This is a genomic window from Pseudomonas sp. IT-P294, assembly GCF_949767865.1.
In the GTDB taxonomy this organism is placed as follows: domain Bacteria; phylum Pseudomonadota; class Gammaproteobacteria; order Pseudomonadales; family Pseudomonadaceae; genus Aquipseudomonas.
The window spans coordinates 61,129-74,476 of record NZ_CATKQW010000059.1; the positions used below are offsets into that span (position 1 = coordinate 61,129).

Annotated in this window: 14 protein-coding genes; 1 reads left to right on the forward strand and 13 read right to left on the reverse strand. The window is 59.6% G+C overall.

What is annotated here, in order from left to right; translation table 11 throughout:
• Positions 1–60 precede the first annotated feature (60 nt).
• The 3 genes from cysN to ACM6I0_RS30515 all read right to left on the reverse strand — a co-directional run bounded on the left by cysN (position 61) and on the right by ACM6I0_RS30515 (position 3,828).
• Positions 61–1,959, reverse strand: coding sequence for a sulfate adenylyltransferase subunit CysN (gene cysN / locus ACM6I0_RS30505; RefSeq protein WP_414924019.1), 1,899 nt, complete (start codon positions 1,957–1,959; stop codon positions 61–63).
• Between the two features lie 9 nt (positions 1,960–1,968).
• Positions 1,969–2,886 carry a sulfate adenylyltransferase subunit CysD gene (cysD, locus tag ACM6I0_RS30510; RefSeq protein ID WP_010463281.1) on the reverse strand — a complete coding sequence of 306 codons (918 nt, stop codon included), beginning with the start codon at positions 2,884–2,886 and terminating at the stop codon, positions 1,969–1,971.
• Positions 2,887–3,069: 183 nt separating this feature from the next.
• Positions 3,070–3,828 (reverse strand): Nif3-like dinuclear metal center hexameric protein, encoded by a 759-nt coding sequence (locus ACM6I0_RS30515; RefSeq protein ID WP_285430863.1) that lies wholly within the window; start codon positions 3,826–3,828, stop codon positions 3,070–3,072.
• Positions 3,829–3,930: 102 nt separating this feature from the next.
• On the opposite strand from ACM6I0_RS30515, the gene algW reads away from it, so the two are divergent.
• Positions 3,931–5,091: a Do family serine endopeptidase AlgW gene (algW, locus tag ACM6I0_RS30520; RefSeq protein WP_285430861.1), complete on the forward strand. Its 1,161-nt coding sequence runs from the start codon at positions 3,931–3,933 to the stop codon at positions 5,089–5,091.
• 121 nt (positions 5,092–5,212) lie between these two features.
• Here the strand turns inward: algW and hisC are convergent, their stop codons facing one another.
• The 10 genes from hisC to ACM6I0_RS30570 all read right to left on the reverse strand — a co-directional run bounded on the left by hisC (position 5,213) and on the right by ACM6I0_RS30570 (position 13,189).
• Positions 5,213–6,265 carry a histidinol-phosphate transaminase gene (gene hisC / locus ACM6I0_RS30525; RefSeq protein ID WP_414924020.1) on the reverse strand — a complete coding sequence of 351 codons (1,053 nt, stop codon included), beginning with the start codon at positions 6,263–6,265 and terminating at the stop codon, positions 5,213–5,215.
• A 1-nt stretch (position 6,266) separates the two neighbouring features.
• Positions 6,267–7,592 (reverse strand): histidinol dehydrogenase, encoded by a 1,326-nt coding sequence (gene hisD / locus ACM6I0_RS30530; RefSeq protein ID WP_414924021.1) that lies wholly within the window; start codon positions 7,590–7,592, stop codon positions 6,267–6,269.
• A 124-nt stretch (positions 7,593–7,716) separates the two neighbouring features.
• Entirely contained in the window at positions 7,717–8,352 is a 636-nt protein-coding gene (hisG, locus tag ACM6I0_RS30535) for an ATP phosphoribosyltransferase (protein WP_007901570.1), read from the reverse strand.
• 142 nt (positions 8,353–8,494) lie between these two features.
• The gene (gene murA, locus ACM6I0_RS30540) at positions 8,495–9,760 is read right to left on the reverse strand and encodes a UDP-N-acetylglucosamine 1-carboxyvinyltransferase (protein ID WP_090175445.1); all 1,266 of its coding nucleotides are present in this window, start codon (positions 9,758–9,760) and stop codon (positions 8,495–8,497) included.
• A gap of 22 nt (positions 9,761–9,782) precedes the next feature.
• Positions 9,783–10,034, reverse strand: a complete 252-nt coding sequence (locus ACM6I0_RS30545) for a BolA family protein (protein WP_201195781.1) — start codon at positions 10,032–10,034, stop codon at positions 9,783–9,785.
• Between the two features lie 114 nt (positions 10,035–10,148).
• Entirely contained in the window at positions 10,149–10,454 is a 306-nt protein-coding gene (locus tag ACM6I0_RS30550) for a lipid asymmetry maintenance protein MlaB (protein WP_285430855.1), read from the reverse strand.
• A complete protein-coding gene (locus ACM6I0_RS30555; protein WP_285430853.1) occupies positions 10,451–11,104 on the reverse strand; it encodes a phospholipid-binding protein MlaC in 654 nt (217 codons plus the stop codon). The genes ACM6I0_RS30550 and ACM6I0_RS30555 overlap by 4 nt, the downstream gene beginning before the upstream one ends.
• Positions 11,105–11,115: 11 nt before the next feature.
• Positions 11,116–11,583: an outer membrane lipid asymmetry maintenance protein MlaD gene (mlaD, locus tag ACM6I0_RS30560; protein WP_222589793.1), complete on the reverse strand. Its 468-nt coding sequence runs from the start codon at positions 11,581–11,583 to the stop codon at positions 11,116–11,118.
• Complete coding sequence (gene mlaE, locus ACM6I0_RS30565) at positions 11,583–12,380, reverse strand: lipid asymmetry maintenance ABC transporter permease subunit MlaE (RefSeq protein ID WP_285430852.1); 798 nt, start codon at positions 12,378–12,380, stop codon at positions 11,583–11,585. The genes mlaD and mlaE overlap by 1 nt, the downstream gene beginning before the upstream one ends.
• Positions 12,380–13,189 (reverse strand): ATP-binding cassette domain-containing protein, encoded by an 810-nt coding sequence (locus ACM6I0_RS30570; RefSeq protein ID WP_017336546.1) that lies wholly within the window; start codon positions 13,187–13,189, stop codon positions 12,380–12,382. Before ACM6I0_RS30570 ends, mlaE begins: the two co-directional genes overlap by 1 nt.
• Positions 13,190–13,348: the final 159 nt, after the last annotated feature.

Consider the following 13,348-nt stretch of genomic DNA (forward strand, 5'->3'; position numbering starts at 1 on the left):
ACCCACAAAAAAACCCGCCGATGATCACTCATCGGCGGGTTTTTTATGAACGGCTAACGCTTAGATCGCGCCGCGTTTACGCAGCAGATCCAGCACTTGCTTGACGCTTTCTTCTACCGACAGCGACTGGGTGTCGACCACGAGGTCGGCGTCCAGCGGCACGTCGTACGGGAAGGAATCGCCCGGGATGTTGTCCCCGGCTGCCGCGTACAGGCCTTGCGGGTCACGCTCGGCACAGGCCGTTGGTGAGGCCTGGACGTAGACCGTCAGCAGACGCTCCTTGCCGATCAGTTCCCTGGCTTGCTCACGACCTTCGGCACTTGGTGCAACGAACGCGGCCAGCGTCAACAGACCGGCTTCGTTGAACTGACGCGCAACGTGCGCCGCACGACGCCAGTTCTCGGTACGACCGGCGCGATCCTGTGGCAGACCTTTATTCAGGTCGTGACGCAGGTTCTGGCCATCGAGTACGAACACTGCACGGCCCATGTCGAACAGCTTGCGTTCAACCGCGTAGGCCAGGGTGCTTTTGCCCGCGCCCGACAAGCCGCTGAACAACACGGTGGCCGGTTGCTGGCCGAAGCGCTGGGCGCGTTCTTCGGTGGCGACGTGGGCCAGTTTGCCGTGGTGCGTGCTGCTGCCATGCGTCAACGGCTGGGCGATGATCATGCCGGCCGCGACAGTGCCATTGGTCAAGCGATCGATAACGATGAACGAACCGGTGGTGCGGTTGCTTGCGTAACCGTCCAGGGCGATGGCGGCGTCGAGGCTGACCTTGACCCGGCCGATCTCGTTCAGGTTCAGCGAACTGGCCGGACCTTCTTCCAACGTGTTCACGTCAACGCGATTGACGATGCTGGTGATCGAACCCGGCACGTAGGACGTGGCGCGCTTGATGTCGTATTTCTTGCCCGGCAGCATCGGCTCTTCAGCCATCCACACCAGCATGGCATCGAACGCGTCAGTCACTTGCGGCAGGTTGTCGGCGTGCACCAGCAAGTCGCCGCGAGAGATGTCGATCTCGTCTTCCATGGTCAGCGTTACCGCCTGACCCGGGCCTGCGTGCTCCAGTTCACCTTCGAAGGTGACGATGGATTTCACGCGGCTGCTCTTGCCCGACGGCAGCACAACGACTTCGTCGCCCTTGTGCACGATGCCGCTGGCCAGGGTGCCGGCGAAACCACGGAAGTTCAGGTTCGGACGGTTGACGTACTGCACCGGGAAACGCAGGTCGGTGTAGTTGCGGTCGTTGGCGATCTCGACGGTCTCGAGAATTTCCATCAGCGACTGGCCGGTGTACCACGGCGAGCGCTCGGACTTGTTCACCACGTTGTCGCCCTTGAGCGCCGACATCGGCACGAAGGCCATGGTGGTCGGCTTGAAGGCAATGCCATCGGCGAACTTCAGGTAATCGGCCTTGATCGACTCGAAGACGGTTTCGTCGAAGCCATTGAGGTCCATCTTGTTGATGGCGACCACGATGTGCTTGATGCCCAGCAACGAGGCAATGAAGCTGTGGCGACGGGTCTGGGTCTGCACGCCGTAACGGGCGTCGACCAGGATGATCGCCAGGTCACAGGTGGACGCACCAGTGGCCATGTTGCGGGTGTACTGCTCATGGCCAGGGGTGTCGGCGATGATGAATTTGCGCTTGGCGGTGGAAAAGTAGCGGTAAGCAACATCGATGGTGATGCCCTGCTCACGCTCGGCCTGCAGGCCGTCGACCAGCAACGCCAGGTCGATGTCTTCGCCGGTGGTGCCGACTTTTTTCGAGTCGCGGGTGATGGCTTCCAGGTGATCTTCGTAGATCATCTTGGAGTCGTGCAGCAGGCGCCCGATCAGGGTGCTCTTGCCGTCGTCGACGTTGCCACAGGTCAGAAAGCGCAGCATTTCCTTGCGTTCGTGCTGGCCCAGGTAGGCGAGGATGTCCTCGCTGATCAAATCAGATACGTGCGACATGACAACCCCTTAGAAATAACCCTGACGTTTCTTTTCTTCCATCGAGCCTGCGCCATCGTGATCGATGACCCGGCCCTGGCGTTCGGAAGTTCGCGTCAGGAGCATTTCCTGAATGATGTCGGTCAGGCTGGTGGCCTCGGACTCGACCGCACCGGTCAGCGGGTAGTCGCCGAGCGTACGGAAGCGGACCTTCTTCTTGACGATGCGCGCCTTGTCTTCATCGCTCAGGTGATTGAGCAGGCGTTCGTCGTCGATCATGATCCAGGTGCCATTCATCTCGATGACGTCGCGCTCGGCGGCGAAATACAGCGGCACGATCGGGATGCCTTCGAGATAGATGTACTGCCAGATGTCCAGTTCGGTCCAGTTCGACAACGGGAACACACGAATGGATTCGCCCTTGTTGACGTTGCCGTTGTAGACGTTCCAAAGCTCCGGGCGCTGGTTTTTCGGGTCCCAGCGGTGCTTGGTGTCGCGGAAGGAATACACGCGCTCTTTGGCACGGGATTTCTCTTCGTCGCGGCGCGCGCCACCGAAGGCGGCGTCGAAGCCGTACTTGTCGAGAGCCTGCTTGAGGCCTTCGGTTTTCATGATATCGGTGTGCTTGGCGCTGCCGTGGGTCAGCGGGTTGATGCCCTGCGCGACGCCATCGGGGTTGACGTGCACCAGCAGGTCAAGGCCGAGCTCTTCGACCATGCGGTCGCGGAACGCGTACATCTCCTTGAACTTCCACCGGGTATCGACATGCATCACCGGGAACGGCAGTTTGCCCGGGAAGAATGCCTTGCGCGCAAGGTGCAGCATCACGGCGGAATCTTTACCGACGGAGTACAGCATCACCGGGTTATCGAACTCGGCGGCGACCTCGCGGATGATGTGGATGCTTTCGGCCTCCAGCTGTTTCAGATGCGTCAGTTTGTCGACCATGGCTACTCACGAAAACGATCTTATGGACGGCCAGCGGGCCGTGTTCGAGCGGGGAATCCTAGCACAGCGACCTCTTCTAATCAGGCCGCCGACTAGATCGAAAGGGTATATGAATATACCTGCCTGTTCGGGCGCGACCGGGATCTCGTAGGAGCGAGGCTCGCCCGCGAAGACGTGTTGAAATCAGATCGGATTCGGGCAATCGATGAAGATGTGCTCCAGCGCAAAGCGTCGCGCCAGGTATTCACCCAAGGCCTGAACGCCGTAGCGCTCGGTCGCATGGTGGCCGGCGGCGATGAAGCTGATGTCGTTCTCCCGGGCGCTGTGGAAAGTTTGCTCGGACGCTTCACCACTGAGGTACAGATCAACGCCGGCCAACACCGCCTGATCGATGTAACCCTGACCACCACCTGTGCACCAGCCAACCCGACGGATCATCTCGCTGCCTTCAATCAACAGCGGCTCGCGACCCATGACTTCCTGCACACGGCGGGCGAAATCCCGGGGCGTCACCGGTTCGCTCAACGAGCCGACCAGGCCGACGACTTTGAGGTTGTCCGGATCCAGCGGACCTTCGACCGTGATGTCGAGCTGACGCGCCAGTTGCACGTTGTTGCCGACGTCCGGGTGCAGGTCCAGTGGCAAGTGATAGGACAACAGGCTGATGTCGTGCTTGAGCAGGGTTTTCAACCGACGCTGCTTCATCCCGGTGATGCACGGGTTCTCGCCTTTCCAGAAATAGCCGTGATGCACCAGCACCAGATCGGCGTGTGCTTCGACGGCCGCATCCAGCAATGCCTGGCTGGCGGTGACGCCACTGACAATGCGCATCACTTGCGGCCGGCCTTCGACCTGCAACCCGTTGGGGCAGTAATCGGCGATCCTGGCACTGTTAAGGTAACGGTCGGCTTCTTCGACCAGGGTGCTCAGAGCGACGGCCATAAAAGACTCCTAAATATCCCGTTCAGAGGCGCGCTACGCCTCGTATAATGCGCGACATTATGGGCGGTCTCATACCGCCTGCAACCTTTCAGGACGTGCTTAATGCTCAAGGCGCTGCGTTTTTTCGGCTGGCCGCTGTTGGCCGGCGTGCTTATCGCTCTGTTGATAATTCAGCGTTACCCGCAGTGGGTCGGGCTTCCAAGCCTCGACGTCAACTTGCAGCAAGCCCCGCAAACCACCATGACACAACAGGGGCCGGTGTCCTATGCCGATGCCGTGACCATCGCCGCGCCATCGGTGGTCAACCTGTACACCACCAAAGTCATCAACAAACCCAACCATCCGCTGTTCGAGGATCCGCAGTTCCGTCGTTTCTTCGGTGACAATTCGCCCAAGCAGAAGCGCATGGAGTCGAGCCTCGGTTCAGGCGTGATCATGAGCCCGGAAGGTTACCTGCTGACCAACAACCACGTGACCAGCGGCGCCGACCAGATCGTGGTCGCGCTCAAGGATGGCCGTGAAACCCTGGCCCGAGTGATCGGCAGCGACCCGGAAACCGACCTCGCGGTCCTGAAAATCGATCTGAAGAATCTGCCGTCGATCACCGTCGGCCGCTCCGACAACATCCGCATCGGCGATGTGGCCCTGGCCATCGGCAACCCGTTTGGCGTCGGCCAGACCGTGACCATGGGCATCATCAGCGCCACCGGGCGTAATCAGCTGGGCCTGAACAACTACGAAGACTTCATCCAGACCGACGCGGCGATCAACCCCGGCAACTCCGGGGGTGCGCTGGTCGACGCCAACGGCAACCTGACGGGTATCAACACGGCGATTTTTTCCAAGTCCGGTGGCTCCCAAGGCATTGGTTTTGCGATCCCGATCAAACTGGCCATGGAAGTGATGAAGTCGATCATCGAGCACGGGCAGGTGATTCGCGGCTGGCTGGGTATCGAAGTGCAGCCTTTGAGTCAGGAACTGGCGGAGTCGTTTGGTCTGTCGGGACGCCCGGGCATCGTGGTGGCGGGGGTTTTCCGTGACGGTCCGGCGCAGAAAGCCGGCCTGCAATTGGGCGACGTGATCCTCAGCATCGACGGCGAACCGGCCGGCGATGGCCGCCGCTCGATGAACCAGGTCGCGCGGATCAAGCCGACTGACAAAGTCACGATCCAGGTGATGCGCAATGGCAAAGAGCTGAATCTCACCGCTGAAATCGGTTTGCGCCCGCCACCGGCGCCGGTCAAAGAGAAAGAAGAAGAGTAACCAGCCAACACAAAACCACTGTGGGAGTGAGCTTGCTCGCGATGAGGCCATAACATTCAGTATCTATGTTGAATGTAAGATCGCCATCGCGAGCAAGCTCGCTCCCACAGGGTCGAGTTGTTTAGAGGTCGCCGAGACCGTCGATCAGTGCCTGGTTCTGCTCAGGCGTGCCAATCGAAATCCGCAGGAACTGGGCAATCCGCTCCTGCTTGAAGTGCCGAACGATGACTCCCTGCTCACGCAGCTTCGCTGCCACGCCAGCTGCGTCGTGCTTGGGATGACGCGCGAAAATGAAGTTCGCCGCCGACGGCAGCACCTCAAAGCCCTTCCCTTCCAATTGCGTAACAACCCACTGACGATTCTCGATGACCAACCGGCAGGTCTTGTCGAAGTACTCGCGATCATCAAAAGCGGCGGCCGCTCCGACATTCGCCAGGCGATCCAGCGGATAAGAGTTGAAGCTGTTCTTGATCCGCTCCAGCGCCTCGATCAGGTCCGGATGCCCCACCGCCAGGCCAACCCGCAGTCCGGCCAGCGAACGGGACTTGGACAAGGTCTGAGTCACCAACAGGTTCGGATAACGGTCCACCAGGCTGATCGCCGTCTCGCCGCCAAAATCGATGTAAGCCTCATCCACCACCACGACTGAATCCGGGCTGGCCTTAAGGATTTGCTCGACTGCGTCCAGCGCCAGCAGGCAACCGGTTGGTGCATTCGGGTTGGGGAAAATGATCCCGCCGTTCGGCTTGGCATAGTCCGCCGGGTTGATCCGGAACTGCTCGTCCAATGGCACCGCGTCGAACTTGATGCCGTACAAGCCGCAGTAAACCGGATAGAAGCTGTAGCTGATGTCCGGGAACAACAGCGGTTTATCGTGCTGCAGCAAGCCGTGGAAAACGTGCGCCAGGACTTCATCGGAACCGTTGCCGAGGAACACCTGATTGCTTTGCACGCCGTAATACCGGGCAACAGCTTGCTTGAGCACATCGCTGTTCGGGTCCGGGTACAAACGCAGGTTGTCATTGAGTTCGGTCTGCATCGCCGCCAAGGCTTTGGGCGATGGACCGTACGGGTTTTCGTTGGTGTTGAGCTTGACCAGCTTCGTCAGCTTCGGCTGCTCGCCCGGTACGTAAGGCACCAGATCCTTGACGAACGGGCTCCAGAATTTACTCATCTCAGTTGTCCTTTTGTTCGTCAACGATGCGGTATTCGGCGCTGCGCGCGTGAGCGGTCAGCGATTCGCCACGGGCCAGCACCGAAGCGGTCTTGCCCAGTTCGGATGCGCCCTGCTCGGAGCAGAAGATGATCGACGAGCGCTTCTGGAAGTCGTAAACGCCCAGCGGCGAGGAGAACCGCGCGGTGCCGGAGGTCGGCAGCACGTGGTTGGGACCTGCGCAGTAATCGCCCAAGGCTTCAGACGTGTGACGCCCCATGAAAATCGCGCCCGCGTGACGGATCTGCGGCAACCAGGCCTGCGGATCGGCGACCGACAATTCCAGGTGCTCCGGCGCAATACGGTTGGCCACTTCGATGGCTTGCTCCATGTCGCGAACCTTGATCAACGCCCCACGGCCATTGATCGAGGTTTCGATGATCTCGGCACGCTCCATGGTTGGCAGCAGTTTGGCGATGCTGTCGGCGACTTTGTCGAGGAACTCGGCGTCCGGGCTGACCAGAATCGCCTGGGCGTCTTCGTCGTGCTCGGCCTGGGAGAACAGGTCCATGGCGATCCAGTCCGGATCAGTGTGACCGTCGCACACTACAAGGATTTCCGAAGGGCCGGCGATCATGTCGATACCGACCTGGCCGAACACGTGGCGTTTGGCGGTGGCGACATAGATGTTGCCCGGACCGACGACTTTGTCGACTTTCGGCACGCTTTCGGTGCCGTAGGCCAGCGCGGCAACCGCTTGCGCGCCGCCGATGGTGAACACACGGTCGACGCCGGCGATGCAGGCCGCCGCCAGTACCAGTTCGTTGATTTCACCGCGCGGGGTCGGCACCACCATGACCACTTCGGTCACGCCGGCCACTTTGGCCGGAATCGCGTTCATCAGCACGGAAGACGGGTACGACGCCTTGCCGCCCGGCACGTACAGGCCGGCACGGTCCAGTGGCGTAACCTTCTGGCCCAGCACCGTGCCGTCGGCTTCGGTGTAGGTCCAGGATTCCTGCTTTTGTTTTTCGTGGTAGCTGCGTACGCGGGCAGCGGCTTTTTCCAGGGCTTCGCGCTGGGGCACGGTAATCCGTGTCAGCGCCAGTTCCAGACGCTCGCGCGGCAAGATCAGGTCAGCCATGGAGGCAACGTCAAGGCCGTCGAACTGCCGGGTAAAGTCCACCAGCGCCGCATCGCCACGCTCGCGCACCGCTTTGATGATATCCAGCACGCGCTGATTGACCGAGTCGTCAGACACACTTTCCCAGCTCAGCAGATGATCCAGATGATGTGCGAAATCCGGGTCAGCAGCGTTGAGTCGGCGAATTGCAGTCGGTGCGGTCATAGCGAGAGCCTCATAGGATTGGCAAAAACTCAGGCGCCCGAAGCTACCATCGATCCGCTTGGGCACCTGAGAATTCTGGCTATGAGGCGGATAGACGGGCGCGACTTAACGTCGCGCAGGTGAATCAGCCGCGGTGTCGAGACTCCACTGCCTTGCGCAGGGTGTCGATCAACGCCTGGATACGGGCGTGTTGCATCTTCATCGAAGCTTTGTTGACGATCAGCCGGGAGCTGATGTCCGCAATGAAATCCTGCGGCTCAAGGCCGTTGGCCCGAAGCGTGTTGCCGGTGTCGACCACGTCGATGATCTTGTCGGCCAGACCGATCAGCGGCGCCAGTTCCATCGAGCCGTAGAGCTTGATGATATCGACCTGACGGCCCTGTTCGGCGTAGTAACGCTTGGCAACGTTGACGAACTTGGTCGCCACCCGCAGACGGCCCTTGGGCTCGACATCACCGACACGGCCGGCAGTCATAAGCTTGCAGAGGGCAATTCGCAGGTCCAGAGGCTCGTACAAACCCTGGCCGCCATATTCCATCAGCACATCTTTACCGGCGACGCCCAGGTCCGCGGCACCGTGCTCGACATACGTCGGCACATCGGTGGCACGCACGATCAGCAGGCGCACATCGGCCTGAGTCGTGGGAATGATCAGCTTGCGGCTCTTGTCCGGATTCTCGGTCGGCACGATGCCCGCTTCAGCCAGAAGCGGCAGGGTGTCGTCAAGGATGCGGCCCTTGGACAGTGCGATGGTCAACATGGGAAACGTCAGTCCTTATCAGGCTACTGATGCCCGGTCGCAAATGGCGCCGGACACACTTCGAGGGCTTTCTCAATAATGAAAAGACACCCTCGACTTGAAACGAAACCAACGGGCGCGTCCTTGCGCCCTGCAGCAGAAACTAGCCCGGTACGCGGCGAATCTTGGCGCCGAGCATTTGCAGTTTCTCTTCGATGCACTCGTAACCACGGTCGATGTGGTAGATGCGGTCGATCAGGGTGTCACCTTCGGCGATCAGGGCCGAGATCACCAGGCTGGCCGATGCACGCAGGTCGGTGGCCATTACTGGCGCGCCTTTCAGCTTCTCGGTACCGGTAACGATGGCAGTGTTGCCTTCGACCTGGATCTTGGCGCCCATACGATGCAGTTCGTACACGTGCATGAAGCGGTTTTCGAAGATCGTCTCGATCACGGCACCAGTGCCTTCGGCAATGGCGTTGAGGGAGATGAACTGCGCCTGCATGTCGGTCGGGAACGCCGGGTATGGAGCGGTACGCACGTTGACAGCCTTTGGCCGCTTGCCGTGCATGTTCAGCTCGATCCAGTCTTCGCCGCAGGTGATTTCAGCACCCGATTCGCGGAGTTTTTCCAGAACAGCTTCAAGGATCGTCGGATCGGTATCCTTGACCTTCACACGACCGCCGGTCACAGCGGCCGCCACCAGGTAGGTGCCGGTTTCGATACGGTCAGGCATCACTTTGTAAGTGGTCGGGTGCAGACGCTCGACGCCATCGATGGTGATGGTGTCGGTGCCGGCGCCAGTGATCTTGGCACCCATGGCGATCAGGAAGTTCGCCAGATCGATGACTTCAGGTTCGCGAGCGGCGTTCTGCAACACGCTGCGGCCCTTGGCCAGAGCGGCCGCCATCATGATGTTTTCGGTGCCGGTCACGCTCACGGTATCGAAGAAGAAGTGCGCGCCGCGCAAGCCGCCTTCAGGTGCCTTGGCCTTGATGTAGCCGCCTTCGACGTCGATCACCGCGCCCATCGCTTCAAGACCGCGGATGTGCAGGTCAACCGGACGCGAACCGATGGCGCAACCGCCAGGCAGCGCGACTTCAGCTTCACCGAAACGCGCAACCATCGGGCCCAGCACCAGGATCGACGCGCGCATGGTTTTCACCAGCTCGTACGGAGCGATCAGGGTCTTGATGGTGCGCGGGTCGATTTCGACGCTGAGCTTCTCGTCGATCACCGGCTCGATGCCCATACGACCGAACAGCTCGATCATGGTGGTGATGTCGTGCAGGTGCGGCAGGTTGGCCACAGTCACCGGGCCATCGCACAGCAGCGTGGCAGCCAGGATCGGCAGGGCAGAGTTCTTTGCCCCGGAGATGCGGATTTCGCCATCAAGACGAACGCCACCGGTAATAATCAATTTATCCATAAGAATCTCGACGCCCTTGGGCTCAGGTGCGCTCGGCCCAGGCCGCGCTGCTGAAAAATTTCATAGTAACCGCATGGATGCTGCCATCGGTGATCCATGGGTTCAAATGGGCATAGATCTGCTGCTGACGCTTCACCGGGCTCAACGCCGCCAGTTCATCGCTAATCACGTTCAGCTGAAAGTTGCAGCCTTCGCCTTCAACTTCTACCTGCACTGATAAAAAAGTCTCGGACAGCTTTCCTTCAAGAAAGCTCTTCACTTCGGTGGCCTGCATGCTCAACCTCAATCGGCGCCCTGTGCGCGCGGGTCGGACATCATACAAAAAAGCCCCGCGCCTGCGAACCCCGCGAAGCAGGACTCTGACGGGGGGCTTCTTTATAGATGTGGATTAGGGATGCGCCAACAGCTCGGTCAATTCGCTGACCTGAGCAATTTCGCGCATGTCTTCAGGCATCCCGCGGATGCTCAGCGTCTTGCCCGCCGCCTCTGCATCGCGCATGAAGCACAGCAGCAGGGACAAGCCCACGCTGCTGGACTTCAATACCGCCGAACAATCGACCACCAGGGTGCCGGCCTTGCTGGCCTTGATCAGCGCCTCCCCCTGCTTGCGCAGGCCGGGGCCGGTCCGGTAATCCAGCATCCCGCTAAGCCGCAGCTCGCCGGTGTCGCTCATGCGAATGGCCGACACACTCATTGGGCAGGCTTCTCGGTGGCGTCGGCGGTTTTTTCCTTGGCCTTGGCGACTTCCCCGGCCCAACCATTGATGGTCTTGTCCAGGTCGTTGCCATTGCGCTGCATCGCATCCGCGAATTGATCGCGGAACAGCTTGCCGATGTTGATGCCGTTGATGATCACGTTACGCAGCTTCCACTCGCCATTGATCTTCTCGAGTGTGTACGACACGGGATAGATCGCCCCGTTGTTGCCTTTTACGGTCATGCCAACGCTGGTGCGATCGCCCGACTCATCCTTGGCAGGATCGACGGTGATGCCCTGGTTGTTGTATTCGAGCAGGGCATTGCCATAGAACTGGAACAGGCCCCGCTTGAAGTTTTCTTCAAAGGTCTTCATCTGCGCAGGCGTGGCTTTGCGCGAGTACTTGACCGTCATGATGCTTTTGGAGATGCCCTCGGCATCCACCACAGGTCCGACGATGGTGTTCAACGCCGTGTAGAAATCCTGCGGATCCTTTTTGTATTTCTCTTTGTTGGCCGACAGGTCGGCCAGCATCCGGTTCGTGGTGTCCTGAACCAGTTCGTGCGCGGAAGGCGCTGCCACGGCGTTAGCCATCAACGGCAGGGCCGCCAGTATTACCAACAGGCCACGTCGCAAGGTAGAGATCATTCAAAAGCTCCTCATTTGGCGTCTTTGCTAACGGTATTGAGCAAGAATTTACCGATCAGGTCCTCGAGTACCAGCGACGACTGGGTGTCGTGAATGATCCCACCGTCCTTGAGCAAGGCGGATTCGCCGCCCACGCTGATACCGATGTATTTTTCGCCCAGCAGACCAGCAGTCAGGATAGATGCAGTGGAGTCAGTCGGCAGATTATCTACACGCTTTTCCACTTGCATGGTCACCCGACCGGTGAAACTGTCGCGATCCAGATCGATAGCCGTGACCTTACCGATGGTCACACCGGCCATGGTCACTTTAGCTCTGACCGTCAAACCGGCGATATTGTCGAAGTATGCATAAAGTTTATAGGTGTCTGTAGTCGCGCTCGGGGACAGGCCACTCACCCGCAACGCCAGCAACAGCAAAGCCAGGATGCCAGCCAGCAAGAAAAGGCCGACACCGATTTCCAGGGTGCGGTTTTGCATCAGAAATCTCCAAACATCAAGGCGGTCAGAATAAAGTCCAGGCCGAGTACAGCCAAAGAGGCATACACCACGGTCTTGGTAGTGGCACGACTGATCCCCTCGGAAGTGGGCTCGCAGTCATAGCCTTGGAATACGGCAATCCAGGTCACGACAAAGGCAAAGACGATGCTTTTGATGATGCCGTTGAGCACATCGTCAGTGAACGTCACGCTGTTTTGCATGTTGGACCAGTAGGAACCCTCATAGACACCCAGCCAGTCGACTGCCACCCAGGAACCGCCCCAGATACCCACCACGCTGAAAATCATCGCCAGCACAGGCAGGGAAATGAAGCCGGCCCACAGGCGCGGGGCAACGATGTATTTGAGCGGGTCGACACCAATCATTTCCAGACTGGACAACTGTTCGGTGGATTTCATGTTGCCGATTTCGGCAGTCAACGCGGAACCGGCGCGACCGGCGAACAACAATGCCGTGACCACGGGGCCCAGCTCACGCAACAGCGTCAGCGCAACCATCTGGCCGACCGCCTGCTCGGAACCATAACTGGACAAGATGTTGAAGCCTTGCAGCGCCAGCACCATGCCGATGAATACCCCGGAGACCACGATGATCACCAGGGACATCACGCCCACCGAATGCAATTGCTTGATCAGCAGGCTAAAACCGCCGCCGATGCCACCGCGGCCGAGCAAGGCATGAAACAGGAAAATCGCCGAACGGCCGAACACCGCCAGTGCATCTATGGCGGAATGGCCGAAACGGCGCACGCGTTCTATCAGTGAAATCTTGCGCATCAACGCTTCCCCAGAAGATCTGCGCGGTAATCCGTCGCTGGAAAGTGGTATGCGACCGGACCGTCGGGATCACCTGTCATGAATTGACGAATTCGCGGCTCCTGCGAGTTCATCAACTCCTCGGGAGTGCCCTGCCCCAATACTTGCCCGTCACCCACGACATAAATGTAATCGGCGATGCTCGCGGTCTCGGCCAGATCGTGAGACACCACGATACTGGTGATGCCCAACGCATCGTTGAGCAAGCGGATCAGGCGCACCAGCACGCCCATGGCGATAGGGTCCTGGCCGACAAAAGGCTCGTCATACATGAGGATCTGCGGATCGAGGGCAATCGCCCGCGCCAGCGCGACACGACGCTTCATGCCGCCGGACAACTCGTCAGGCATCAGGTCGATTGCGCCACGCAAGCCTACGGCCTGCAATTTGAGCAGGACGATGTCGCGAATCATTTCTTCCGGCAGCTCGGTGTGGACGCGCAGCGGAAAGGCGACGTTCTCGAATACATCGAGGTCAGTGAACAGCGCGCCGCTCTGAAACAGCACGCCCATGTGTTTACGCGCATCGAACAAATCGCTGCGCGACAGCTTTGGCAGGTTCTGGCCGTTGACCCAGACTTCGCCCTTGGTGGGCCGCAACTGTGCGCCCATCAAGCGCAACAGCGTGGTCTTGCCACACCCGGAAGGCCCCATGATGCCGGTGACCTTGCCGCGCGGGATACGGATATCGACGTTATTGAAAATGCTGCGCGCACCGCGCTTGAAGGTCAGTCCCTTCAGCTCGACCGCGTAGGCGTTATCGGCACTCATCTAAACTCCTTGCGATGCAGCCTCTCACTCGGACGCCTGGCTCTCTGACGAAAGCACATACCTCCCCGGGCAGGCCGAACTGGCGGCGAACTATATCACTGCAATGGGCAAGCGCCCAAGGCCCAAGCCGGGGCATGTTCAGCAAGATGACAGGCAAAA